Annotated in this window: 27 protein-coding genes; 18 read left to right on the top strand and 9 right to left on the bottom strand. The window is 70.0% G+C overall.

All coding sequences use genetic code 11. The features are described from left to right. The 11 genes from QZV94_RS07610 to QZV94_RS07660 all read left to right on the top strand — a co-directional run. A partial coding sequence (locus QZV94_RS07610) for a cbb3-type cytochrome c oxidase subunit I (RefSeq protein WP_293677208.1) occupies window positions 1–719 on the top strand: 719 nt, incomplete at its 5' end. 11 nt (window positions 720–730) lie between these two features. Further along, window positions 731–1,468, top strand: coding sequence for a cytochrome-c oxidase, cbb3-type subunit II (ccoO, locus tag QZV94_RS07615; RefSeq protein WP_293677209.1), 738 nt, complete (start codon window positions 731–733; stop codon window positions 1,466–1,468). Beyond that, a complete protein-coding gene (locus QZV94_RS07620; protein ID WP_293677210.1) occupies window positions 1,465–1,638 on the top strand; it encodes a cbb3-type cytochrome c oxidase subunit 3 in 174 nt (57 codons plus the stop codon). The genes ccoO and QZV94_RS07620 overlap by 4 nt, the downstream gene beginning before the upstream one ends. Further along, on the top strand, window positions 1,631–2,566 hold the full coding sequence (gene ccoP / locus QZV94_RS07625; RefSeq protein WP_293677211.1) for a cytochrome-c oxidase, cbb3-type subunit III: 936 nt from the start codon (window positions 1,631–1,633) through the stop codon (window positions 2,564–2,566). Before QZV94_RS07620 ends, ccoP begins: the two co-directional genes overlap by 8 nt. Further along, window positions 2,563–4,056: a cytochrome c oxidase accessory protein CcoG gene (gene ccoG / locus QZV94_RS07630; RefSeq protein ID WP_293677212.1), complete on the top strand. Its 1,494-nt coding sequence runs from the start codon at window positions 2,563–2,565 to the stop codon at window positions 4,054–4,056. The genes ccoP and ccoG overlap by 4 nt, the downstream gene beginning before the upstream one ends. Continuing rightward, window positions 4,053–4,541 (top strand): FixH family protein, encoded by a 489-nt coding sequence (locus QZV94_RS07635; RefSeq protein WP_293677213.1) that lies wholly within the window; start codon window positions 4,053–4,055, stop codon window positions 4,539–4,541. The genes ccoG and QZV94_RS07635 overlap by 4 nt, the downstream gene beginning before the upstream one ends. Next, a complete protein-coding gene (locus QZV94_RS07640) occupies window positions 4,532–6,700 on the top strand; it encodes a heavy metal translocating P-type ATPase (RefSeq protein WP_293677214.1) in 2,169 nt (722 codons plus the stop codon). Before QZV94_RS07635 ends, QZV94_RS07640 begins: the two co-directional genes overlap by 10 nt. Further along, complete coding sequence (gene ccoS, locus QZV94_RS07645) at window positions 6,697–6,852, top strand: cbb3-type cytochrome oxidase assembly protein CcoS (protein ID WP_293677215.1); 156 nt, start codon at window positions 6,697–6,699, stop codon at window positions 6,850–6,852. Before QZV94_RS07640 ends, ccoS begins: the two co-directional genes overlap by 4 nt. A 45-nt stretch (window positions 6,853–6,897) precedes the next feature. Further along, the gene (hemN, locus tag QZV94_RS07650) at window positions 6,898–8,280 is read left to right on the top strand and encodes an oxygen-independent coproporphyrinogen III oxidase (protein ID WP_293677216.1); all 1,383 of its coding nucleotides are present in this window, start codon (window positions 6,898–6,900) and stop codon (window positions 8,278–8,280) included. Window positions 8,281–8,350: 70 nt separating this feature from the next. Next, window positions 8,351–8,482 (top strand): hypothetical protein, encoded by a 132-nt coding sequence (locus QZV94_RS07655; protein ID WP_293677217.1) that lies wholly within the window; start codon window positions 8,351–8,353, stop codon window positions 8,480–8,482. A gap of 5 nt (window positions 8,483–8,487) precedes the next feature. After that, complete coding sequence (locus QZV94_RS07660) at window positions 8,488–8,901, top strand: cytochrome c (RefSeq protein ID WP_293677218.1); 414 nt, start codon at window positions 8,488–8,490, stop codon at window positions 8,899–8,901. Between the two features lie 33 nt (window positions 8,902–8,934). On the opposite strand, the gene QZV94_RS07665 is transcribed toward QZV94_RS07660, so the two are convergent. The 9 genes from QZV94_RS07665 to QZV94_RS07705 form a co-directional block, all read right to left on the bottom strand. Further along, on the bottom strand, window positions 8,935–9,324 hold the full coding sequence (locus QZV94_RS07665) for a response regulator (protein ID WP_293677219.1): 390 nt from the start codon (window positions 9,322–9,324) through the stop codon (window positions 8,935–8,937). Between the two features lie 50 nt (window positions 9,325–9,374). Continuing rightward, on the bottom strand, window positions 9,375–9,980 hold the full coding sequence (gene fixJ, locus QZV94_RS07670; protein ID WP_293677220.1) for a response regulator FixJ: 606 nt from the start codon (window positions 9,978–9,980) through the stop codon (window positions 9,375–9,377). Continuing rightward, window positions 9,973–11,451 (bottom strand): PAS domain-containing sensor histidine kinase, encoded by a 1,479-nt coding sequence (locus QZV94_RS07675; RefSeq protein WP_293677221.1) that lies wholly within the window; start codon window positions 11,449–11,451, stop codon window positions 9,973–9,975. The genes fixJ and QZV94_RS07675 overlap by 8 nt, the downstream gene beginning before the upstream one ends. 61 nt (window positions 11,452–11,512) lie before the next feature. After that, window positions 11,513–12,088, bottom strand: a complete 576-nt coding sequence (locus QZV94_RS07680; protein WP_293677222.1) for a DUF308 domain-containing protein — start codon at window positions 12,086–12,088, stop codon at window positions 11,513–11,515. Further along, entirely contained in the window at window positions 12,085–13,185 is a 1,101-nt protein-coding gene (locus QZV94_RS07685; protein WP_293677223.1) for an AI-2E family transporter, read from the bottom strand. Before QZV94_RS07685 ends, QZV94_RS07680 begins: the two co-directional genes overlap by 4 nt. Next, on the bottom strand, window positions 13,161–14,009 hold the full coding sequence (locus QZV94_RS07690; RefSeq protein ID WP_293677224.1) for a universal stress protein: 849 nt from the start codon (window positions 14,007–14,009) through the stop codon (window positions 13,161–13,163). The genes QZV94_RS07685 and QZV94_RS07690 overlap by 25 nt, the downstream gene beginning before the upstream one ends. 15 nt (window positions 14,010–14,024) lie before the next feature. Beyond that, the gene (locus tag QZV94_RS07695) at window positions 14,025–14,387 is read right to left on the bottom strand and encodes a cytochrome c (protein WP_293677225.1); all 363 of its coding nucleotides are present in this window, start codon (window positions 14,385–14,387) and stop codon (window positions 14,025–14,027) included. 125 nt (window positions 14,388–14,512) lie between these two features. After that, on the bottom strand, window positions 14,513–15,382 hold the full coding sequence (locus QZV94_RS07700; RefSeq protein ID WP_293677226.1) for a universal stress protein: 870 nt from the start codon (window positions 15,380–15,382) through the stop codon (window positions 14,513–14,515). A 64-nt stretch (window positions 15,383–15,446) separates the two neighbouring features. Next, window positions 15,447–16,100: a helix-turn-helix domain-containing protein gene (locus tag QZV94_RS07705; protein WP_293677227.1), complete on the bottom strand. Its 654-nt coding sequence runs from the start codon at window positions 16,098–16,100 to the stop codon at window positions 15,447–15,449. Between the two features lie 416 nt (window positions 16,101–16,516). On the opposite strand from QZV94_RS07705, the gene QZV94_RS07710 reads away from it, so the two are divergent. The 7 genes from QZV94_RS07710 to QZV94_RS07740 form a co-directional block, all read left to right on the top strand. Further along, on the top strand, window positions 16,517–17,716 hold the full coding sequence (locus QZV94_RS07710) for a hypothetical protein (protein ID WP_293677228.1): 1,200 nt from the start codon (window positions 16,517–16,519) through the stop codon (window positions 17,714–17,716). Between the two features lie 197 nt (window positions 17,717–17,913). Further along, window positions 17,914–18,330, top strand: a complete 417-nt coding sequence (locus tag QZV94_RS07715) for a host attachment protein (RefSeq protein ID WP_293677229.1) — start codon at window positions 17,914–17,916, stop codon at window positions 18,328–18,330. Further along, window positions 18,327–19,958, top strand: coding sequence for an MBL fold metallo-hydrolase RNA specificity domain-containing protein (locus QZV94_RS07720; RefSeq protein WP_293677230.1), 1,632 nt, complete (start codon window positions 18,327–18,329; stop codon window positions 19,956–19,958). The genes QZV94_RS07715 and QZV94_RS07720 overlap by 4 nt, the downstream gene beginning before the upstream one ends. 29 nt (window positions 19,959–19,987) lie before the next feature. Beyond that, window positions 19,988–20,296, top strand: coding sequence for a hypothetical protein (locus QZV94_RS07725; RefSeq protein WP_293677231.1), 309 nt, complete (start codon window positions 19,988–19,990; stop codon window positions 20,294–20,296). Window positions 20,297–20,340: 44 nt separating this feature from the next. Continuing rightward, window positions 20,341–20,682, top strand: coding sequence for a Rap1a/Tai family immunity protein (locus tag QZV94_RS07730; protein WP_293677232.1), 342 nt, complete (start codon window positions 20,341–20,343; stop codon window positions 20,680–20,682). After that, window positions 20,682–21,830, top strand: a complete 1,149-nt coding sequence (locus tag QZV94_RS07735; RefSeq protein ID WP_293677233.1) for a patatin-like phospholipase family protein — start codon at window positions 20,682–20,684, stop codon at window positions 21,828–21,830. The genes QZV94_RS07730 and QZV94_RS07735 overlap by 1 nt, the downstream gene beginning before the upstream one ends. A 27-nt stretch (window positions 21,831–21,857) precedes the next feature. Further along, window positions 21,858–23,096: MgtC/SapB family protein (locus QZV94_RS07740; protein WP_293677234.1), on the top strand; the 1,239-nt coding region annotated here is incomplete at its 3' end.

Genomic DNA, 23,096 nt, shown 5'->3' on the forward strand with positions numbered 1-23,096 from the left:
GGTCACTGATCTTCATCTACATCTGGGCGGGTCCGCACCACCTCCACTACACGGCCCTGCCGCAGTGGGCGCAGACGCTGGGCATGACCTTCTCGATCATGCTTTGGATGCCGTCCTGGGGCGGCATGATCAACGGCCTGATGACCCTGTCCGGGGCCTGGGACAAGCTGCGCACCGACCCGGTCGTGCGGATGATGGTCGTCGCCATCGCCTTCTACGGCATGGCCACCTTCGAAGGCCCGCTGATGTCGATCCGCGAGGTCAACGCGCTGTCCCACTATACGGACTGGACCATCGGCCACGTGCACTCCGGCGCGCTGGGCTGGGTCGGCTTCATCAGCTTCGGGGCGATCTACTGCCTGGTCCCATGGCTGTGGAAGAAGGAGCGTCTCTTCTCGGACGCGATGGTGGAATGGCACTTCTGGATCGCGACCACCGGCATCGTTCTCTACATCGCCGCGATGTGGGTCTCCGGGATCATGGAGGGCCTGATGTGGCGCGAATACACGCCGCAGGGCTACCTCGCGAACTCCTTCGTCGAGACCGTCTCGGCCAAGCACATCGAGAACGTCATCCGCACGATCGGCGGCCTCATGTACCTCGCCGGTGCGGTGATCATGTCCATCAACCTGTGGCTCACGATCCGCATGCCGCGCGCCGCCCAAGCGCAGCTGCCCGGCGACCTTGAGCCCACGCCCGCCCTGATGGCGGCAGAGTAGGGGCCCCCGCCATGTGGAAACGTCACGAGAAGTTCGAGCGGCATTCGCTCATCCTGGTGCTCGGCATCATCTTCGTTGTGTCGATCGGCGGCCTGGTGGAGATCGCCCCGCTCTTCTACCTGGAGAGCACGATCGAGAAGGTGGAGGGCGTGCGTCCCTACACACCCCTCGAGCAGGCCGGCCGCGACATCTATGTGCGCGAGGGTTGCTACGTCTGCCACTCGCAGATGATCCGGCCGCTGCGCGACGAGGTGGAGCGCTACGGCCACTACAGCCTCGCCGCCGAGAGCATGTACGACCACCCCTTCCAATGGGGCTCCAAGCGCACCGGGCCTGACCTGGCGCGGGTGGGCGGCAAGTACTCCGACAGCTGGCACCACGACCACCTCAGCAACCCGCGCTCGGTCGTCCCGGAGTCCAACATGCCGCCCTACCGCTTTCTGGCGCGGACGGAGCTGGACACCCACGCCATCGAACGGCGGCTAGCCGCGCTGCGTGCAGTGGGCGTGCCCTACACCAACGACCAGATCGCCAACGCCAAGGACGACCTCGACACCCAGCTCGACGCCTTCGCCGGGGAGAACTCTCCGCTCAAGAAGCGCTACGGCGCCAAGGTCCAGCAGCGCGACTTCGATGGCAATCCGGACAAGGTCTCCGAGATGGACGCCCTGATCGCCTACCTGCAGGTGCTGGGAACGATGGTCGATTTCCGCACCTACAAGGCGGAAGACCCGGAGAACCTGCGATGAGCGGCCTGACTTACGAGGCCGTGGCGACGTTCGCCCAGCAGGGCGGCACCATCTTCTTCGGCCTGATCTTCTTTTGCGGCCTGATCTACGCGCTCTGGCCACACCACAAGCAGGCGTTCCAGCGCCTCGCCCAACTCCCGCTTGAAGATGACGAGGCGCCCCATGTCTGAGCGCGAACGCGACGACCACAGCGGCACGGAAACGACCGGCCACGAGTGGGACGGCATCAAGGAACTGGATACGCCGCTGCCGCGGTGGTGGCTCTGGACGTGGTACGGCTCGATCGCCGTCGCCATCGTCTACTGGATCCTGATGCCGGCCTGGCCGGGCATCACCGGCTATACGCGCGGCCTGCTCGGCCAGTCCGACCGCACCGACCTGTCGGGCGAACTCGCCAGGCTGGAAACCGTGCGGGGACAGGGGCTGGTGAAGCTCAAGGTCGCTTCGCTGGCTGAGATCGAGAAGGACCCCCAGCTGCAGGCCTATGCCCTGCAGGTCGGCCAGTCGGTGTTCGGCGACAACTGCGCCACCTGTCACGGTTCGGGTGGCGGCGGCGCCAGGGGCTACCCCAACTTGCGCGACGACATCTGGCTCTGGGGCGGCAGCCTGGAGGAGATCCAGCACACCATCCGCGTCGGCGTCCGCTCCGGCAACGCGCATGCGCGCGGCGAAAACCAGATGCCGGCCTTCGGCCGCGACCAGATGTTGACCGCGGCCCAGATCGGCGACCTGGCGGAATATGTGATGGCCCTTTCCGGCCGCAACGCCGACGCCGCGGCGGTCGGCCGCGCGCGGCAGACCTTCGCCGACCAGTGCGCGGCCTGTCACGGTCCCGCCGGCGCCGGCGACCGCGGCAAGGGTGCGCCCAACCTCACCGACGGCGAGTGGCTCTACGGGGCCGGCCGCGAGGCGATCACGGCGCAGCTCTTCAACGGCCGCAACGGGGTGATGCCCGCCTGGGAAACCCGCTTCTCACCGGAGACGGTCAAGGCGCTTGCCGTCTATGTCCATGCCAATGCCGCGGGTGACTCCGGCGCGCCGGTCGCGACCACCGCCAAGAACGTGATCCTGCTGAGCGGGGCGGCGCAAGCGCGATGACCGTTGTGATCGACAAGCTGTCGAAGAAGCCGGGCGGCGAACCCGAGTCGGCGGCTGCGCACGCGCGCAAGCGCGGCGATGCGGGCGGCGGCCTCTACAAGCCGCGGACGCCGATCTATCCGAAGCTGGTCCACGGGCACTGGCGTCGGATCAAGTGGGCCCTGCTGATCGCCACCCTGGCGATCTACTACGTGACCCCGTGGATCCGCTGGGAGCGGCCCGGCGCCCTGCCGGACCAGGCGGTTCTGGTCGATTTCTTCGGCCGTCGCTTCTACTTCTTCGGCATTCAGCTGTGGCCGCAGGAGGTCTATTTCATCACCGGCCTCCTGGTGATGGGCGCCTTGTCGCTGTTCCTGGTCACGTCGCTGTTCGGGCGGCTCTGGTGCGGCTACGCGTGCCCCCAGACCGTGTGGACCGACCTGTACATCTATGTGGAGCGCGCCTTCGAGGGCGACCGCAACGCCCGCATGCGCCTGGATGCGGCGCCCTGGTCATTCGACAAGCTGTGGCGCAAGGGCGGCAAGCACGCTGTCTGGCTGGGCCTGGCCTTCGGCACCGGCGGCGCCTGGATCTTCTACTTCCGCGACGCGCCGACTCTGCTGCGCGAGTTCTGGACCGGGCAGGCGCCGATCACGTCCTACATCTCCTGCTTCCTGCTGACGGCCACCACCTACGTCTTCGCCGGCCACATGCGTGAACAGGTCTGCACCTACATGTGCCCGTGGCCGCGCATCCAGGGCGCCATGCTGGACGAACACTCCCTGCAGGTGACCTACCGCCACGACCGCGGCGAGCCCCGGGGCGCCCACAAGAAGGGAGCCGGCTGGGACGGGCGTGGCGACTGTATCGACTGCAACGCCTGCGTCGTGGCCTGCCCAATGGGGATCGACATCCGCGATGGCGCCCAGCTCGAATGCATCAACTGCGGCCTGTGCATCGACGCCTGCGACGAGATCATGGACCGCGTCGGCCGGCCGCGCGGCCTGATCGCCTACGACACTGACGACGCGGTCGCCGCGCGGGCGGCGAAGCGGACTCCTCGCTATCCGATGGTGCGGCCTCGCACGCTCTACTACGCGGGCGCCCTGGCGCTGGTCAGCGCGATCATGCTGTGGGGCCTGGCGAACCGCGAAACCCTCGACCTGCACGTGCTGCGCGACCGGAATCCCATGTTCATCCGCCTGCACGACGGCGCGATCCGCAACGCCTACACGTTGAAGATCGCCAACCGCGGCTTCGAGCCCGTGCCGGTCGAGGTGCGGTTCGAGGGCGTGCCCGGCGCCCGCGTCAGCACCCCCGGCGGGGCGGACGGGACGCCGGTCACGGCCGTGCTGCCGCCGAACGAGGTCAGCGCGATTCGCGTCTTCGTCACCGTCCCGCCCGGCTCGCTGGGCGCAGCCAGTCAGCCCGCCGGCTTCGAAGTGCGCGCCGCGGCCGCCGCCGCGGGCGCGCGCACCACCTTCCTCTCCGACGTGGAGAGCGCGCGATGAGCCTGGTCCCTGCCGCCCCGACGGGTTTCCGGGTCAAGGGCTGGCATGTGCTGGCCGGCGTCACCGCCTTCTTCGCCGTGGTGATCGGCGTCGACGCGACCTTTGCGGTGATCGCGGTCCGGACCTTTCCCGGGCAGGTCTCGGTCACGCCCTACGAAGATGGCCTGATCTACAACCGGCACATCGCGCAGATGGCGGCCCAGGATCGGATGGGCTGGCGGGCCGGCGCCGAAGCCGAGCCAGGCCAGGTCGCACTCAGCTTTGTCGATCGCGCCGGCCGTCCGCTCGCCGGCCTGATCATCACCGGCAAGCTGGAGCGCCCGGCGACCCAAGCGGGCCGAATCCTACTGCGGTTCGAGGACGCGGGGCGGGGTCGATACCTCGCTTCAACGGGGCGCCTCAGCGGGGCCTGGGACCTGACAGCGGAGGCTCGTGGCCCGACCGGCGGGGCCTTCGTAGCCGAACGGAGGCTGACGTGGCCCTGATCGGTGACGCCGTCCGCGCGGACCTCGGCGCCTTCCTGAAGGCCCACAAGGAGGGGGGGCCGACCCTGGACCTCCTCGTGCCGGACGTCCGATGCGCCGGCTGCATGTCCAAGATCGAGCGCGAGGTATCGGCCCTGCCCGACGTGGCGGCCGCGCGCCTCAACCTCACCCAGAAGCGGCTGGCGGTGACGTTCCGCAGCGACGCCGGCGACCCCGGCGCCGTCGTCGCGGCCCTGACGCGGCTGGGCTATCCGGCCACGCCGTTCGATCCCGGCGCGGCGCGCGAGGCCCACGACCGCGAGGGCCGGCAACTGGTCCTCGCCCTGGCGGTGGCCGGCTTCGGCGCCATGAACACCATGATGTTCTCAGTGCCGATCTGGGCGGGACTGTTCGGCCAGGAGCTCGGTCCCGCCACGCGAACCCTGATGATGTGGTTCTCGGGGATCGTCGGGGCGCCGTGTGCGATCTACGCCGGCCTGCCCTTCTTCCGCTCCGCCTGGCGCTCGCTGAAGGCCCGCCGCGCCAACATGGACGTGCCGATCACGGTCGGCGTGCTTCTCACCCTGGCGATCAGCTTTTCCGAGACTATCCTCGGCGGCCGCGACGCATATTTCGATGCGGCGGTGTCGCTGCTTTTCCTGCTGCTGATCGGGCGCTGGCTGGAGCATCGCCTGCGCGCGCGGGCCTCCAGCGCCGCCGCAGACCTCCTGGCGCTGCAGGCGCCGACCGCCACCGTGCTCGGCCCCGACGACGAACTGATCGCGCGTCCGCTCGCCGACGTGCAGCCGGGCGATCGCCTGCTGTTGCGGCCTGGTGAGCGCGTGCCGGTCGACAGCCGGGTGCTCTCCGGCGCCTCGGAGCTCGATAACGGCCTGCTGACCGGAGAGACCGTCCCCGTCGCAGTGAGGCTGGGCTCGGTCTGCCGCGCCGGCGCGCTGAACCTGTCGGGCGCCCTGCGCCTGGTGGCGATGGCGCGGTCCGAGGATTCCGCCGTCGCCGCGATCGCCCGCCTGGTAGAGGCCGGCGCCCAGTCCAGGTCCCGCTATGTGCGGCTGGCCGACAAGGCCGCCGCCATCTACGTGCCCGTCGTCCACACCGTGGCGCTGCTGACCTTCCTCGGCGGCTGGGCCGTCGGGCTTGGGCCTCGGGAGGCGCTGATCCGGGCCGTGGCGGTCCTGATCGTGACCTGTCCCTGCGCGCTTGGCCTCGCCGTGCCCGCCGTCCAGATCACCGCCTCGTCGCGCCTCTTCCGCCGCGGCGTCCTGGTGAAGTCGGGCGCTGCGCTCGAGCGCCTCGCCGAAGTCGACCACGTCATCTTCGACAAGACCGGAGTGCTGACGCTCGGCTATCCCCGGCTGCTGAACCCCATGTCCAGCCCGGTCAAGATGGCCGCGCCGCTGGCGCGGGCCTCCAGTCATCCCCTGGCCCGCACCCTGGCCGCGGAGGCGGGGGCGGGGCCGCTCGCCGATGACGTGGTCGAGTTCCCCGGCCAGGGCGTCGAGGGGACCATAGGCGGTCGGCGCGCGCGCCTGGGCCGGGCGCAGTTCGTCGGCGTGGACACCGCCGGGGCGCAGACGGAGATCTGGTTCGGCTTCGAAGGCGAAACCAAGATCCGCTTCCGTTTCGCCGACACCCTGCGCCCGGACGTGGCGGGCGTGGTCGCGAGCCTGATGGCGCGCGGGCTCACGGTCGAGGTCCTCTCGGGCGACCTCGCGGGGCCTGTCGCCCACGCTGCCGAGATGGCCGGGATCGCGGAGTGGCGGGCTGGGTGCACGCCGCAGGACAAGGCTGCGCGCATTGACGAACTGTCCCGGGCGGGGCGCAAGGTGCTGATGGTGGGCGACGGGCTCAACGACGCCGGCGCCCTCGCCAAGGCGCACGCCGCCATGGCGCCCGGGACGGCCCTGGAGGCCAGCCAGAATGCCGCCGACCTCGTGTTCTCCGGTGAGCGGCTGGCCCCGGTCGTCGAGGCGATCGAGGTGGCCGAGAGCGCGCGGCGCCGCGCGTTGGAGAACTTCGGCTTCGCGGCGCTCTACAATGCGCTCGCCGCCCCGGCCGCCATTCTCGGGCTCGTGAACCCCTTCGTTGCGGCCATCGCCATGTCCGGCTCGTCGCTTGTCGTCACCCTCAACGCCCTGCGCACGGGGCTTCGCCGATGAACATCGTGATGTTCCTGGCGCCGTTCTCCCTCGGGCTCGGCCTCATCGCCGTCGCCGCGTTCTGGTGGAGCCTCAAGGCTGGGCAGTACGAAGATCCGGCCGGCGACGCCGCGCGCATCCTGGTGGAGGATCCCGAGGATCGCCCGGGTTGATCTCGATCACAGCGGCGGCCGGCCGGATCGCCGATCAGGGCCGACATGACCGAGCCCCACGCCACCGCCCATGGCCACGACCTGGCCGACATCGTCGCAAAGTATGACGGTCGCGCGCCGCGCTACACCAGCTACCCGACCGCGCTGCAGTTCACACCCAAGGTCGACGAGGACACCTATCGCGGATGGCTGCGCGAACTGCCGGCCGACGATCCGATCTCGCTCTACGCGCATATCCCTTTCTGCAGCCGCCTGTGCTGGTACTGCGGCTGCAACACCCGCGCCGTGAACCGTCACGAGCCCGTGGGCGAATACGTCACCCTGCTGTGCCAGGAGATGGCGCTGCTGCGCGACGCCCTGCCGGACCGGATGTCGGTGCGGGCGCTGCACTTCGGGGGCGGCTCGCCCAACATGCTGAGCCTGGAGGATATCGAGCGGCTGTTCGCCGAACTGGAGGCGGCCTTCGCGCTGGCGCCCGACTGCGAGGTGGCCGTCGAACTCGACGCGACCGGGCTGAGCCGCGAGTGGGTGCGGTCCATGCGCCGGCATGGCCTGAACCGCGCGAGCCTGGGCGTTCAGAACCTCGACCCCTCGGTGCAAGGCGCGGTCAATCGCATCCAGCGCTTCGAGGAGATCGCCGCCGCCGTGGGGTGGCTGCGGGAGGCCGGGGTGAGCTCGATCAATCTCGACCTGATGTACGGCCTGCCGCATCAGACGACCGCCAACACGCGCGCCACCGTCGAGGCGATCCTGCGGCTCCAGCCGGAACGGATCGCTCTCTTCGGCTACGCGCACGTGCCATGGATGAAGCCGCACCAGCGCCTGATTGACGAGGGCGCGTTGCCCTGGCCGGCGGCGCGGCTCGAGCAGGCCGAGGCGGCGGCGGAGCGGCTGGCGGCGGAGGGCTATGTCCGGATCGGGCTCGACCACTTCGCGCGCGGCGACGACGACATGGCCAAGGCGCTGGAGGCGGGCGCCCTGCGGCGCAATTTCCAGGGTTACACCACCGACGGGGCCGAGACCCTGCTGGGGCTGGGAGCCTCGGCGATCGGTCGGCTGCCGCGGGGCTTCGTACAGAATGTCGCACAAGAACTCGGCTGGCGCGTAGCCGTCCAGACCGGCCAGCTGCCGATCGCCCGCGGCGTGGCCTTCTCCGCCGACGATCGCTTCCGGGGGGAGATCATCGAGCGGCTGATGTGTGATCTGGCCGTCGACCTTGACGCGGTCTGCGCCCGGCATGAACGCCCCCTCGCCGATCTCTCGGACGCCGTCACCCGCCTTGCCCCCTTCTTTGGGGACGGACTGGCGCGGCTGGAGGGCCGCCGGCTGGAGATCATCGGCGCCGGCCGTCTGGTCGTCCGCTCGGTCTGTGCGGCCTTCGACAGCTATTTCGAACCGGCCGCGGAGCGCCATTCCAAGGCGCTGTAGGCGACTTGATCCCGATCAAAGCCCGCCAAACCGGGCGCGGCCAAGGTTGGCCAACAACAGGAGATCGGAAATGATCACGCCGTTCCTCATGCTCGTCCTCGCGGGCTACGCCGTCTTCGTGCTCGTCCTCGGCGGCGCTTGGGTGCAGCAGGTCGTCGCCGACCGGCGGTTGGCCCAGGCCAAGCGTCTCGATCGCCGCTGAGCGCGATGGGAGCGCCTTCCAGGTCGCCCTGGAAACATCCACTACGATTTTGCCGAGTCGCGGCGGGTGTCGCGGCTTCGGCGCTCCTGGGCGCGGGGGCGACGAACGCAGCCGCACAGGAGCCTTCGGCGAATCAGGGCGCTGCGATTGTCGAGCGGCTTTGCGCCGCCTGCCATGCCGTGGGTCCCGCCGGACCAAGCCGCCATCCTGCCGCCCTTCCGTTGCGCGATCTCCACCGCCGCTACGACCCTGAAGCGTTGTCCGAAGCGCTGGCGGAGGGTCTCCATGTCGGCAACCCGGACATGCCGGCGTTCCGCTTCGACCCCGGCGACGTTCAGTCCGTCATTCTCTATCTTGAGGCCATCCAGGACGAATCAGGCCCGTCGGCGCGCCCCCGATCGCAACGCGCGCCGGGCTAAGCGACTCGGACGGCGGCGCTCGGGGCGCGTCCGTCAGTCGGGGCGCATCTCAAGCATGGTGTGGATCGCCTCGACCAGCGTGCCGCTTTCGAGCGGCTTTTCCAGGATCGGCACGCCGGCGGCTGCGGCCGCGGCGCGGAACGACGGTTTCGGGTGGCTGGTCACAAGCACAGCCGGCAGTGCGACCTGGCGGGCGCGCAGCTCGCGAAGCGTGTCGAGGCCGGAGGCGCCGGGCAGGCGTTCGTCGATGACCAGGCATCCGGGCGGCTGCGGCGACTCGCGCCGCAGCAGCGCCTCGCCGGACTCGTAGGTCTCGACCTGGAAACCCTCCAGGTCGAGAGCAAACGCCAGGGCGCGCCGCACGGCGTCGTCGTCGTCTACGATGTAGATGGTCGGGCGGGGCAGCGGAACGCGTTGATCCATACTGCTATTGTGCCACCACGTCCGGCGGCGCCCTTGATTTCGCTCAAGGCCTAGAAGCCGGCGAGCATCGCGATCCGCACGAGCTCGGAAAGCCCGCTCGCGTGGGTCTTGCTCATGACGTTGGCGCGGTAGACTTCGACCGTGCGCTGGCTGATGCCGAGCTCGTAGGCGATCACCTTGTTCATCTTGCCGGCGATGACGCCCCGCAGGACCTCGGTCTCGCGACCCGAGAGCGTGGCCAGCATCTGCTCGAAGCGCGCGCGCTCCTCGGCGTGGGCGTCGGTCTCGGCCTTCGTGTCCAGGGCCATGCGTATCGAGCGCAGCAGGACCTCGTCGTCGAACGGCTTCTCTATGAAGTCGATAACCCCGGCGCGCATCGCCTCCACGGCCAGCGGGACGTCGCCGTGGCCGGTGATCACCACGACCGGCAGCCTCACGCCGCGCTCCTTGAGGCGGCGGATCAGTTCCAGGCCGCTCATCTCGGGCATGCGCACGTCCGTGACGATGCAGCCGCCCTTGAGGGTGTCCGCGATCTCCAGGAACTCAAGCGCCGAGCCATAGGTGCGGGCCGGCAGGTCGTGCATATCCAGCAAGAATCCGAGCGCCGTGCGGATCGCCTCGTCATCGTCGATCAGGTGAACGATCGGCTCACTCATGCCTGGCGACCTCCTCCTCGCCGACGCCGGGCAGGGTGAAGCGGAAGATGGACCCTCCCTTCGGGTTGGCGTCCACCCAGATCCGCCCGCCATGGGCCTCGACGATGGTCCGCGAGATGGACAGCCCGATGCCCATGCCCTGGGCCTTGGTGGTCATGAACGGCTGGAACAGCTGCTCGGCCGCCTCCGGGCTGATGCCGTGGCCGGTGTCGCTCACATAGACCTCGACCATGTCGTCCGCCGCGGGCCGGGCGCCCACGAGGATCTCCTTGGTCGGGGCGTCCTCCATGGCCTCGATGCCGTTGCGGATCAGGTTGAGGGCGACCTGCTGGACCTGGACCTTGTCTGCGAGCACGAGGTTGACACGCGGGTCGATCGCGTAGCGCAGGCGCACGCCGCGATCCTTGGCGCCAACCATGGCCAGCGCCCCGGCCTCCTCGAGGAGCTTCGGTAGGCTCTCGATCCGGCGTTCGGCCTCGCCCTTGGAGACGAAGTCCCGCAGCCGGCGGATGATCTGACCGGCGCGGAGCGCCTGGTCGGCGCCTTGCGAGATCATTTCGCCAAGGCGCGCCTCGTCGAGCGGCTTGCGCTTCAGCAGCACCAGGCAGCCCTTCATGAAGCTGGCGGCCGCCGTGAGCGGCTGGTTGAGTTCATGCGCCATCGCCGAGGCCATCTCGCCGAGTGCGGTGAGCCGCGACACGTGGACCAGCTCGCCCTGGACGTCCTGAAGGCGCCGCTCCTGGGCGTCGCGCTCGGTCAGGTCGCGGACAAACCCGGTGAAGTACGGCCGCTGTCCGGAGAGCATCTCCCCCACGGCCAGCTCCATGGGGAAGGTCGAGCCGTCCTTGCGTTCGCCCACCACCACCCGGCCGATCCCGATGATCCGGCGTTCCCCGGTGGACATGTATCGCGCGAGGTAGCTGTCGTGCTGGGTCCGGTACGGCTCGGGCATCAGCATGCTGACGTTCTTGCCGATCACCTCGGCGGCGCTCCAGCCGAACTGGCGCTCGGCGGCGGCGGAAAAGGACTGCATGATCCCGCGCTCGTCGATGACGATCATCGCGTCGGGGACGGTGTCGAGGATCGACTGGAGATGCGCTTCGCGAGCCTGGGCGTCACGCGAGGATTGCAGCATTCGCGATCCCGCGACACCGATCGCCACCGTGAGGCTGGCGAAGACCGCACCGCGCACCACCGCCTCGGGATCGTTGATGCTCTGGAAGCCGATGACTGCCAGGCTGGCGAACAGCGACAGGCCTCCCGCGAACAGAGTGGGACCCAGGCCGCCCACCGCGGCGGCGGCCAGCAGCGCCGGAACGAACAGCAGGAACACCAGGTCGTCGTGGAAGTAGCGGCTCAGCAGGATCCGAAACCCCAGGCAGGCGGCGGTGGCCGCCACAGCCGCCGCATAGCCGGCCGCCCAGCCAAAGCGGCCGAGTCCGTGACGAAAGGGCGTCGGCGCCGAGTTCATTAAGGCAGCGGTAGGTCCGAAGGTTCGCTGTGGCAAGATGGCCGTCCGCCCCTAGGGTAGCCTAGTTCGCGCCGCGCGGGCGGCGCGCGTGGAGGACGCCCGACGCGAAGAGCGCCGCCCCCGTCGTCGCGAAGGCGGCTGCGAGCACGATCCCCACGGCCTGGGGCGCCTGCTGCGGCAGGCCCAGCGCCATCAGGGCGGCGGCGCCCAGGCTGGTGATGGCGGACACCAGCAGCCAGCGCCATGCCTTCAGCGGCCGCAGGTGCAGCGCCGCCGCCAGTTGGAAGCTCCCGTCCATGACCAGGGCGGCCGTCAGGACCAGGGCGGTGGCGAGCGCCCCCACGGTCGGATTGAAAGTGAGGTAGGCGCCCAGCGCGACCGCCGCGATGGCGGCGCCAATCCCCAGCCACCGCAGCGCCCCGGTGAAGGTCAACAGCGCCACGCCGAGCATCAGGGCGGCGGCCAGCCAGAGCAGCCAGCCGCCGAAGCCGCCGACCACCAGGGCCGTCTCAGCCGGGAACGCGATCGCGGCCACCGCCAGCAGGATCATGCCGGCACCGGCCGTTCGCCCGGGCCGGCGGCCCTTGGCTTGGGGGGTCGATGTGGCGCGCAGGTCCAGGGGTTCGTCGGAGCTCACGCAGCCGCTCCCTGGTTGGCGGGCGGGATCATGGGGTCGCCAAGCAGATCCTCCACATAGAGGTGGCGGACCACGACGTAGGCGACCACCGCGAGCGGCGTGGCGAAGAGGACGCCGAGCGGGCCCAGCAGCACGCCCATCGCCAGCACGGCGAACAGCGTCAGGCCCATGGGAAGCTCGACCATCTGGCGCAGCAGCAGCGGGGTCATGACGTTGGCTTCGACTTGCGAGGATCCGAGATAGATCGCGACGGCCCAGGCGAAGGTCTGCGGGCCCTGGGCGGCGGCGACGATCAGGCCGGGGACGGTGGCGGCCCAGGGGCCGATCACCGGCACGAACTGGGCAAGGCCGGCCAGGACGCCGAGCGCCAGCGGAGACGGGACGCCGGCCCACCACAGGCCGAGGCCGACCGAGCCGCCCACCAGCAGCATGGAGGCCAGGGCTCCGAGCAGCCAGCGGTTCAGGGCCTCGCCGCAGGCCGCGAGCACGACCCTGACCCTATCGCGCCTTCGCGGCGGCACGAGGTGCAGAAGCCCCCGGAGATAGGTGGCGGGGTGGAACGCAAGGTAGAGGCCGCAGAACAGCACGATTACGGTCGCCGCTGCGGCGCTGAGCGATCCGCGAACAAGGCGGGAGGCGGTCTGCACGACCAGGCCGTCGGCGAGGCGCAGGTTCTGCAGGTCGTCAAGGATGTAGGCGCCGAGCGGCGAGGCCGAGAGCGGGGCCTGGAGGGCGGTCCACGCCTTGGGCAGCAGCTCGCCAAGCGTGGTCAGCTGCAGACCGATCTGCTGCCCGAACAGCCAGATGGCGCCACCGATGACGGTGGCGAAGCCGGCGACGGCGATCGTGAGGGCAAGCGGGCGCGGCAGCCGCAGGCGACGGGTTAGGGGCTCCGACAGCGCATGCAGGAGGACGGCGACGAGGATGGCGCCGAACGCCAGAAGCAGCACGTCGGCGAGCCGCCAGACAAGCAGGCCGGCCACCACCAGGGCGGCGATCTGGATCGGCGTCCCGGGTCGGCGCAGGCGCGCCCCAAACCGGGAGGCGCCGGTTGGCGGCGCAAGTGGCCGTGTCAGTGCGACATCAGCACGGGGCACGGCGGCGCCTCCAGTACGGCCTGGGTCGCGCCGCCGAGCACGAATTCCCGGATTCGCGAGTGTCCAAAGCCTCCCATCACCAGGAGGTCGGGACGGGTCGTTGCCACGTAGCGCTCGAGCCGGTGGCCGATCGACTGACCCTGCGCCTCGCAATGGTCGAGGATGGCGGCGACCCCGTGCGTGGCGAGGTGGCGCACCAGATCCTCCGCCACGCTCTTGACCGCCTGCGGCTTGTCGCCGAGCGCGGTGAAGATCCGCACGGTCGTCGCGCGGCGCAGGAGCGGCAGGGCGTCTGCCACGGCGCGCGACGCGCGAGCGCTGCCGTCCCAGGCGACCGCGACGTGATCGAAGTCCTCGGCCGCCCCGACTTCGCGGTCCTCGGGATACACCAGGATCGGGCGGCCGGACCCGAACAGCGTCGCCTCGGCGAGGCCGCGGCTGGCCGGCACGGCCGGGCCGATGGGCAGGAGGGTGATGTCCCGGGTGCGTGCGGCTTGGCAGATCGCATCGGACTCCTCGAACAGCCGGGCGAGGACCGAGTCGGTGCGGATCGCTTCGTCGGCGTCCTCGGCGGCGATTCGCACGCAGGCGGCCTCCAGCAGGGCGGCCCTGGCGCTGCGCGCCTCGGCCTGTACGGCGACCTCGTCCATCTGGACCAGCGTATTCGCCAGGACATTGGTCATCGCCGGGATGTCGACCCGCACCGTCAGCAGGGTGAGTCCGCCGCCAAGCCGCTTGGCGAGGGCCACGCCGCTGCGCAGGGCGCGGTCGGGGGTGACGTCCGGATAGGTGAGGGCGGCCAGCAGGATGTCGCGATAAGGCATGGGAGACTCCTGGGCTCAGTTGCCCTGCAGGGTGTCGACATAGGCCACGAGGTCTTCGAGCTCGGCGCGGCTGAACTCCACGGGAGGCATGCGGTCGAAGCCGTGCGCCGAGACCTGAGCGAAGCGTCGCTCGAGCGAGATCGGGTTGTAGCGACGGGCGAGCTTGGTAAAGGCCGCGCCCTCGCCAGCGCCGCCATCGTCCAGGCCCACGGTGTGGCAGCCAGAACAGCGCCGCACAGCGAAATCGTGGCCGCGTTGCTGGGCTGCGTCGAGCTTGGGCAGTTGAGGCGCAGGCGACCCCTCGCGCCCGGCCGGCGAGGTGACGCAGGCGCAGAGGCCCACGGTCGCGGCGCAGAGCATCAGGGCGAAGCGGGTCATCGGCGGGCCTGCTGGGCAGCGCCCACGAGAAGGTCCGCGGTCAGGCCAGCCGCGAAAGGATCGATGCGGCGCATGGGTGGATTCTCCGGGGCCGCGGGACCGTCGCCGATCCCGCGGGGTTGATCCTAGTGGCTCAGCAGGACGACGCAGCCAGGGCGGTGCAGGAAGCTGTCGGTCACCCCGCCGAAAGCCCACTCGCGAAGGCGGCTGTGACCGAAGCCTCCGGCCACGATCAGGTCGGCGCCGTTGAGGTTGGCGATCCGTTCGATTTCTTCCTCGACCGCGTCGTGGTCGATGGAGGTGACGACGCCGCGGGCGACGACGCCGTGGCGCTTGAGGTTGGCGACCACGTCATCGACCTGGAAGGTGGCGGCGTCGGCCATGTCCGGCTTGACCACCGAGACCACGGCCACCTCTTCGGCGCGCTGCAGGAAGGGGAGCGCGTCGGTGAGCGCACGACGGCATTCGCGGGAGTCCTTCCAGGCGACCACCACCGACGTCCCGACCAGATGGGATCGGCCTTCGGGGACGACCAGGACGGGACGGCCGGCGGTCATCATCACGTCGGCGGGGTCGGCGGCCTGGAGGGCTCCGCGGCGGCCGCGCGGGCTGACCACGATCAGGTCGGCGGCGTGGGCGGTGCTGACCAGCGCACGATGCGGATAGTCCTGGATCGTGCGCCAATCGATGTCGGCGCCGGCGGCGTCCCGACGGAAGGCGGTTTCCGCAGCGGCCAGGTCTTTCTCGATCTGCTCCTGGACGAGGCTCGTCCAATCGGCGGCGGCCATGCCGGTGAAGGGACCAGAATAGAGGGTCGCGTCGAAGGTCTCAGCGCCGAGGCCGATGAGCCGGGCGTCCAGTTCGCGCGCCAGGCGCGCGGCGACTTCCACGCGGTGGGAACCGGTCACGCCAGGCTCGGCGTGGACCAGAATCGTCTTGTAGGTGCTCGGGCGCGTGACCATCTCGGTCGCGGACCTCTCCATCGTCTTGTGCATCAGGAGCTCCTGGGCTCGGAATGCGGCCGGCGAACGCCTGCGGCCGCGCAGGCGGACGCGAGGGTCAGGCGGCGATGGCTTCCAGAGCGGTCCACTTGCAGACCTGGAAGCGTCGCGACGACGGGAAGGCGACGATGGCTTCGCCCTGCAGCTGGGTCAGCATGCGCGAGACGGTCTCGATGGTGAGGCCGAGGTAGTCGGCCATGTCCTGCCGGCCCATCGCGAGGTCGGCGTGGTCCTCGGAGCCCTTCTGGGCGATCGACATCAGGAAGCTGGCGACCCGTTCGCGGGCGCTCTTGCGGCCCAGCATGACCACATGGTCCTGCAGGCGCTCCATCTCCAGGCGCTGGGCCTCGAGGATGGCGCGATCCAGTTCGGCGTCGCCGGCGGCGGCGCGCACGGCGCTGCGGCGCACCACCAGAATCTCGCAGTCTTCCAGCGCCTCGGCGCCGAAGCGGTGGTCGGGGCCGGGCTCAAGGCCGAAGAGATCGCCGGGATAGTAGAAGTCGCCAACCTGACGGCGGCCGTCCACGGTGAGGCGGCTCGTGCGGACCACGCCCTTCACCACCCGGTAGAGAAGCTCCACCGCGTCGTCCTGGGCGTAGATCTCTTCATTCCCGTCGTAGGTTACCCGGACGCCATGGCGGTCGAAGACATCCGTCAGGGCGGAGGCGGGGCGGGCATTGCGCGGATCGCTGAGGGGATAGGCCAGGGTCATCGCGGGCTCCAGTTCGATGGCCCAACGACTAGGCTCCGAGCCCTCGCTCGAACATTCGTGAGCGTTCCCTAGGTACTGGTACGGAGGCGGGAATCCGGCCCGTCGCGGGGTCCCGAGAGCCCCTGATCCGGGCGCGAGGCGGCGCCGGTTTTGCTTCACCGCGCCGACCCCGTCCGGTATGGTCCGGCCCAGATATCGGGTCGCAGCTGCGGCCGGGCTGGCGCTCACGCGAATCCAGTCAGGCGTCCGTCGATAACCGGACGCCACGAACGCTGAACCCTGACGGGAGGCCGCCGTGGCGCGTGGACTGGATACGGATGGCGTGACGCCCGCGGGGCGCGCGATGGTCCTGGCTGCGGTCGTTTGGCCAGGCTGATCGCTCGCTGGCGCCAAATCCCTGAAAACAGAAAGCTCTGATGCTCACTCTTCTCGGCGTTCCGATTGAGTTCTATCTGTTCGGGCTGACGCTCGTCGGCGTCGCGTTCCTGCACAAGCACGCCCTGGCCGTCGCGGCGACCGGGCTGACGGTGATCCTCGTCTACCAGGGGCTCGTCAGCAGCTTCCCTACGGGTCGCGGGCTCGCGGCCCTTGGCGAGCATGCCGGGCACGAGTGGGTGATCCTCACCAACCTCCTGCTCCTGCTGGTCGGCTTTGAGCTGCTGTCGAATCAGTTCGAGCAGTCGAACTTGCCGGACCACCTGCCCAACCTGCTTCCGGACAGTTGGCTGGGCGGCCTCGCCCTGCTGGCCATCGTGTTCGTGATGTCGGCCTTCCTCGACAACATCGCCGCGGCGGTTATCGGCGGCGTGATGGCGCGTCACCTCTACAAGGGCCGCGTGAGCATCGGCTTCCTGGCTTCGATCGTGGCGTCCGCAAACGCGGGCGGCGCTGGTAGCGTGGTCGGCGACACCACCACGACCATCATGTGGCTCAAGGGGATATCGCCGCTCACCGTTCTGCCGGCCTTCCTGCCCGCGATCGCCGCGTTCATGGTCTTCGGACTGTTGGGGGCCCGCGCGCAGCATCGCTACCAGCCCATCCTGGCTCACGACGAACCGGGGCATCCGATCCGGTGGCGCCGCGTGCTGATCGTGGCGATCGTTCTGGTGTCCGCCGTCAGCGCCAACGTCGCCGCAAACATGCTGTCGGACGGTGAAGAGGTCGCCCCCTGGCTGGGGCTGGCGGTCTGGGCCGCACTGATCTCCACGTCACTGATCGCGAAGCCCGACTGGGCTCTGGCCCGGCCCGCCCTGAAAGGCGCCCTGTTCCTTGTCTCCCTGGTCGCCGCCGCGTCGCTCATGCCGGTGAGCGCCCTGCCGGAGCCCTCATGGCAGACGGTCCTGGGGCTGGGGTTCCTGTCGTCCGTTTTCGACAACATCCCCCTCACCGCGCTTGCGCTGGAGCAGGGCGGATACGATTGGGCGCTGCTGGCCTATGCGGTCGGCTTCGGCGGCTCGATGGTCTGGTTCGGATCGTCGGCCGGCGTCGCCCTGACGAACCTCTATCCGGAGGGTCGGTCCGTGTTCTCCTGGCTGAAGCAGGGGTGGCACGTTCCGGTCGCCTACGTGGTCGGCTTCTTCGTCATGCTCGTGGTTCGTGGGTGGAACCCGGGCTGAGGCGCGGGCGGGCTCACCTACTCCGCCGGGATGGGCGAACCCGACCCTCACGATCGCCGCGCGAGGAGCGCCTGGCCAAACTTCGCGCGGCCTGACCAGGCCGCCAACGGCCCTGACGCCGCCCCCGCACAGTTGATCTGCATCACGGCGCGGCTTGTGGCGACTGCCCACTCTGTCCCCGAAAAATGGAGGACAGCATGGACTTAGGCAGCGTCACCTGGATCGTGACCGCGGATGGCGTCGAGGCGCGGGTGTTCTGCGAACGCGCCCGCACCGGGCCGCTGAAGGAGATCGCGGACCTGCGAATGTCGGCTACCGACGATGAGCGCATCGCGGGCCATCGCCATCACGGCGACCCGCGCGCGCCGCAGCACGAGCCGGAACGTCGGTTCCTGCGTCGCGTCGCCAACCGCGTGGCACTGGAAGCGAGCAAAGGGGAATTCCAGCGGCTGGTGCTGATGGGGCCGCCGCGCACCCTGGGCTACCTGAAGGAGGCGCTGCCGTCCGAGGTGCTGGCCCGCATCGACGTCACCGATCCCCACGAGCGCAGGCGGGACGATCCTGAGGCCCTGCGCGCCCACCTCCGCGACGCCCGGGCCCGGAGCTGGTCGTGACCCTGTCGCTGACGTTCCACGGCGCGGCCGGCTGCGTGACCGGCTTCTGCGCGCGGCTGACGACGGAGCGCGCGAGCGTGCTGATCGACTGCGGCATGTTCCAGGGCTCGAAGACCCTCAAGGCGCTCAACTACGAGCCCTTCCCGTTCAAGGCCGACGAGATCGACGCGGTGCTGCTGACCCACGCCCACATCGACCACTCCGGCCTGCTGCCAAAGCTGATGCGGGCCGGCTACCGGGGTCCGATCCTTGCGACCGGCGGGACGCGGGACCTCTGCGCCGTGATGCTGCCGGACGCGGGCGACATTCAGGAGAGCGAGGTGCGCCACCTCAACCGACGCAACGAGCGGCGGGGGCGGGATCTTGTGGAGCCGATCTACACGGCGCGTGACGCCCAGCGGACGCTCGAGCTCTTCAAGACCGTCAAGCTGGGCCGCGAGGTCCAGGCCGCGCCGGGGATCACCGCGAAATACTGGGAGGCCGGCCACATCCTGGGCTCGGCCTCGATCGAGGTTACGGTCGAGACGCACGAAGGTCCGGTGAAGCTGCTTTTCTCGGGCGACCTGGGTCCTGGCGGCCGCGACTTCCTGCCCGATCCCGAGGGACCCTCGGGTATCGACCACCTGATCATCGAGTCGACGTACGGCGCACGGGTGCGCCCGCCGATGGACCCGGCCGCGCGCCGACGACAGCTGGCCCGCGAGCTTCGCGACGCCCAGAAGGCCGGCGGTCCCCTGCTGATCCCGGCCTTCGCGGTCGAGCGCTCGCAGGAACTGCTCGCCGACCTGCAGATCCTGACCCGCGCCGGCGAGATTCCCGAGGCGGACATCTTCCTGGACTCCCCGCTCGCCATCGAGGCGACGGAAGTCTTCCAGAAGCGCGGCTGGAGTCCGACCATGGACGCCAACCCGTTCGAGGACCTGCGCTCGAGTGGCCGGCTGATGTTCCTCAAAGAGGCCTGGGAGAGCGATCGCCTGGAGCGTCTGCGCGGCTGGCACATCATCCTGGCGGCGAGCGGCATGTGCGAGGCGGGCCGGGTGCGCAAACACCTCAAGCGCCTGCTTTGGCGGCAGGACGCCACGGTGCTGCTGCCGGGCTTCCAGGCCGCCGGCACTCTGGGTCGCATCCTGTCCGAAGGCGCCTCCTCAGTGCGCATCCAGGGCGAGGACGTCATGGTCCGGGCCCGGGTGCGCTCGCTGGACATCTACTCCGGGCACGCCGATCAGGCGCAGCTGGTGGCCTGGGCCAAGGCCCGGGCCCCCGTTGCCGGGGACGTCTTCCTGGCGCACGGCGAACCGGACGCCCTGGAGGGGCTGCGCGCCGAATTGGCCGAGGCGGGCGTCGCCGGCGATCGGCTGGTGATCCCGACCCTCGACGAACGGTTCGTGCTCTCCAAGGCGGGGGCAGCCGCCCAGCCCGGCGAGGCGCGGATCCTGCCGTCCGCGGCAGCCCGGCCCGATTGGCACAATGCCCGCGCGCGGCTGATGATCGACCTCAACGCCCGCCTCGAGGCGTTGCCGAGCGATGCGGCGCGCGAAGCGATGCTCGAAAGCCTGTCTCGCGACTTGGCGGCCGGGCCTTCGGTTGATGCGCGTCAAGGCGAGAGACGCGAAGCCATCTCAGTCTGAAGTCGAGTTTACAGCCCAGGAGAACATACATGTCCAAGTCGCTCACCAAGACCGTGCAGCACGACCTTGAGAAGACCCTGCACGATGTTTCCAAGGCCTTGCGCAACGCTGCTGACGACTTGAGCGACGACGCCGAGAAGGCCGTAGCCCAGGCTGCCCAGGCGCTTCGTGATGCGGCGCAGAGCCTCGCCGAAAAGACGCCGCCCGAGGCCCGCTACCTTGCCGACAAGGCCGTCGCCGAGGTTAAGGCTCATCCGATCGCGACCGCCGCAGCGGCGCTGTCCGCGGCAGCCGCGCTGATCACGTTGCTCGGCGTCGGGCGTCGCAAGCCGTCCTAGGTGGGCCGGTCGGGGAGGGGGCTTGCGTGAGAGGACTGGCGGCGATGATCATCGTGACGGCCCTCCCGCCCCCCGGCCCGACCACGCCGGGATTCTTGGACGCGGCGCGGCTGCAGGCCGTCTGCGCCGACTCCGGGCCGGAGGCGGCGCCCGCCAGGGCATTCTGCCTGGGCTATGTGATGAGTGTCGCCGACCAGGTGCTGGCGCGGCCGCCGCGCAGGACCGGCCCGATGGTCTGTCCGCCGGCCGACTTCACCGGCAAGGCTGCCGTGGAGGCGGTGCAGCGGTACGGCCGCTACGCCGACAAGGGCGTCAGCGCCACGGAGTTCGTGCGGTTCGCCCTGGGGCGGGCCTATCCTTGCCCGATCGAGCGGACCCGGCCCTGATGCCGCCACGGCCTAGGGCGCACAATCGTCTGGACGCCCCGGGGCGTCGCGCGGCGCAAATCCCCGGGTTCGAGGACGTGCGCCTCAGTCCCGAGGATGCCGGGGCCTCGGTCGAGGCGACCGCCGAGCAATTTGCGCTGCCACGAAGCGGGTTGGGCCGACACTATGACGTGCTGGCCATCTCCGGCGGCGCGGCGGGAGGGGCGTTCGGGGCGGGAGCGCTCGTGGGCCTGACCCGTAGTGGCCGACGTCCGGAGTTCGCGCTGGTCACGGGGGTCAGCACCGGGGCGCTCATCGCGCCCTTTGCCTTCCTAGGGCCGGCGTGGGACGGGCGCATGCGCGAGGCCTACACCGGCGGCCATGCGGCCAACTCGCTGGGGATCGCCGGTTTCTCGGCGGGCCGTGAACCGGGGCTCCTCCGCAGCGAGGCGCTCGAGCGGCTGATCTATCCGTTCATTGACGACGCCTTGCTGGAGGCCACCGCCGAGCAGCATGCCAGGGGCCGCCGTCTGCTTGTCGCGACCACCGATCTCGACCGCCAGTCGCCCTGCATCTGGGACATGGGCGCGATCGCAGCGCGGGGCGGGCCGGAGGCCACGCGACTGTTCCGGGATGTCCTGGCGGCGTCCGCGAGTCTCCCCGGCCTCTTTCCGCCACGCCGCTTTGCGGTCGAAGCCGACGGGGTGGCTTGCGAGGAGATGCACGTCGACGGCGGCGTGTCGGCGCCCCTGTTCGTGCTGCCGGAGACGCTGCTGCGCCAGCGCGAACTCGGGCAGGGGATGCGCCGGGCCCGCCTCCACGTGATCGTCAACATGGTCCTCGACCCCGAACCCCGCACGACCCCGCCTGGAGTGGGTCAGATCCTGGTGCGCAGCTTCGACACCTTGCTGCGGGTCTCCTACCGCCAAGCGCTCAGTGTCGTGGCGACCTTCTGCGCCGCGCACGCGTTGCCGCTGGGCGTGGCGTCCATTCCACCCTCGGCGGCCGCGACTGCGAACGGCGCGATGCTAAACTTCGATACCTCAGCCATGGGCCGGATGTTCGACGCGGCCGCCGTGGCGGCCGAGGCGGAGGGATTCTGGCGCCCGGCCTTCCCCTGGCCCGATGCTGACGGCGGACTTCCGCCACTCATCGCGGCGAGGATTTGAGATCGCTATGCCGCCTCCCGAAACCTCATGACTTCAACCCCGGAGCGGCTGGCGGTGGCGCTGGCCATCGGCCTCTTGGTTGGGGTCGAGCGCGGCTGGCGCACGCGCGACATCGCCGAGGGCGGGCGGACCGCGGGAATCCGCACCTATGCCCTGGCAGGCCTTCTGGGCGGCCTGGCCGGCGCGCTGGCCGACGCGCTAGGGGCCTGGGCGTTCGCGACCCTCGGCCTGCCGTTCGCCGCAGCCTTCACCTGGTTCAAAGCCCGTGAAACGGCCGAGGGGCACGACCACTCGGTCACGGCCATTGTTGCGGCCCTGCTGGTGTTCGCGTTGGGGGCCTATGCGGTGCTCGGGGACTGGCGGGTCGCCTCCGGCGCGGCGGTGGTGGTCACGGGTCTCCTGGCCTTCAAGGATGTGCTGCATGGTTGGCTGGAGAAGCTGACATCGGAAGAGCTGCGCAGCGCGTTGGTCCTCCTGGCGATGAGCCTCGTGGCGTTGCCGCTGTTGCCGGATCGCGGGTTCGGGCCCTACGGCGCCTTCAATCCCCACGAACTGTGGCTGCTGACGATCTTGTTGGCGGGGGTGTCGTTCGGCGCCTATGCGCTCGTGAAGATGCTCGGACCGTCGCGAGGTCTGGTCGCCGCCAGCCTGGCGGGCGCCCTGGTGTCCTCTACGGCTGTCACCCTGAACCTGGCCCGCGTGGCGCGCGGCAGTCCCGAACAGGTCCGCCTCGCGGCCGGCTGCGCGCTGTCGGCAGGCGGGGTGATGGCGCTGCGGATCCTGGGCGTCGCCGCTGTCCTGGCGCCCACACTCGCGCAGCGCCTGGCGCCTGTCTTGGGAGCCTTCGCGCTGGTGTCCGCCGTCGCAGGCGTGCTGACCATCGGGCGCGCCGGTTGGACGACCGCGCCGAGTGGGTGGCCCACGAGGAGCCCGTTCGACTTCGGCCTCGTCGTCAGGCTGGCGGTGGTGCTCGGGCTGGTCATGGCCGGGGCCCGCGCGATTTCGGCCGCCTACGGATCCGAAGGGCTGCTGCCGCTCTCGGCTCTAGCGGGCCTCGTGGACGTGGACGCCGTGGTTTTGGCGGTCTCGCGCATGGCTGCCAACGAAGGCCTGGACGAGAGCCTTGCCGTGAAGGCGATCCTGCTCGCAGCCGTCGTGGACAGCCTCTCCAAGGCGGTGATCGCCTCGACCCTGGGAGGCAGACTGTTTGGCGGGTTGTTCGCCCTTGGGACGATTGTCGCGGCCGCTGCCGCCGCGGCCCTCGCC

The organism is uncultured Phenylobacterium sp., from assembly GCF_902826855.1.
Classification (GTDB): Bacteria; Pseudomonadota; Alphaproteobacteria; order Caulobacterales; family Caulobacteraceae; genus Phenylobacterium.

Coding starts and splice junctions, on each gene's coding strand:
- QZV94_RS07735 (WP_293677233.1), top strand. CDS start 20,682: ATGCCGCCACGGCCTAGGGCGCACAATCGTCTGGACGCCCCGGGGCGT.
- QZV94_RS07660 (WP_293677218.1), top strand. CDS start 8,488: ATGGGAGCGCCTTCCAGGTCGCCCTGGAAACATCCACTACGATTTTGC.
- QZV94_RS07675 (WP_293677221.1), bottom strand. CDS start 11,451: ATGAACTCGGCGCCGACGCCCTTTCGTCACGGACTCGGCCGCTTTGGC.
- QZV94_RS07725 (WP_293677231.1), top strand. CDS start 19,988: ATGTCCAAGTCGCTCACCAAGACCGTGCAGCACGACCTTGAGAAGACC.
- ccoP (WP_293677211.1), top strand. CDS start 1,631: ATGTCTGAGCGCGAACGCGACGACCACAGCGGCACGGAAACGACCGGC.
- ccoO (WP_293677209.1), top strand. CDS start 731: ATGTGGAAACGTCACGAGAAGTTCGAGCGGCATTCGCTCATCCTGGTG.
- QZV94_RS07695 (WP_293677225.1), bottom strand. CDS start 14,387: ATGACCCGCTTCGCCCTGATGCTCTGCGCCGCGACCGTGGGCCTCTGC.
- QZV94_RS07665 (WP_293677219.1), bottom strand. CDS start 9,324: ATGGATCAACGCGTTCCGCTGCCCCGCCCGACCATCTACATCGTAGAC.
- fixJ (WP_293677220.1), bottom strand. CDS start 9,980: ATGAGTGAGCCGATCGTTCACCTGATCGACGATGACGAGGCGATCCGC.
- QZV94_RS07730 (WP_293677232.1), top strand. CDS start 20,341: ATGATCATCGTGACGGCCCTCCCGCCCCCCGGCCCGACCACGCCGGGA.
- QZV94_RS07700 (WP_293677226.1), bottom strand. CDS start 15,382: ATGCACAAGACGATGGAGAGGTCCGCGACCGAGATGGTCACGCGCCCG.
- hemN (WP_293677216.1), top strand. CDS start 6,898: ATGACCGAGCCCCACGCCACCGCCCATGGCCACGACCTGGCCGACATC.
- ccoG (WP_293677212.1), top strand. CDS start 2,563: ATGACCGTTGTGATCGACAAGCTGTCGAAGAAGCCGGGCGGCGAACCC.
- QZV94_RS07635 (WP_293677213.1), top strand. CDS start 4,053: ATGAGCCTGGTCCCTGCCGCCCCGACGGGTTTCCGGGTCAAGGGCTGG.
- ccoS (WP_293677215.1), top strand. CDS start 6,697: ATGAACATCGTGATGTTCCTGGCGCCGTTCTCCCTCGGGCTCGGCCTC.
- QZV94_RS07655 (WP_293677217.1), top strand. CDS start 8,351: ATGATCACGCCGTTCCTCATGCTCGTCCTCGCGGGCTACGCCGTCTTC.
- QZV94_RS07620 (WP_293677210.1), top strand. CDS start 1,465: ATGAGCGGCCTGACTTACGAGGCCGTGGCGACGTTCGCCCAGCAGGGC.
- QZV94_RS07690 (WP_293677224.1), bottom strand. CDS start 14,009: ATGCCTTATCGCGACATCCTGCTGGCCGCCCTCACCTATCCGGACGTC.
- QZV94_RS07715 (WP_293677229.1), top strand. CDS start 17,914: ATGGACTTAGGCAGCGTCACCTGGATCGTGACCGCGGATGGCGTCGAG.
- QZV94_RS07705 (WP_293677227.1), bottom strand. CDS start 16,100: ATGACCCTGGCCTATCCCCTCAGCGATCCGCGCAATGCCCGCCCCGCC.
- QZV94_RS07710 (WP_293677228.1), top strand. CDS start 16,517: ATGCTCACTCTTCTCGGCGTTCCGATTGAGTTCTATCTGTTCGGGCTG.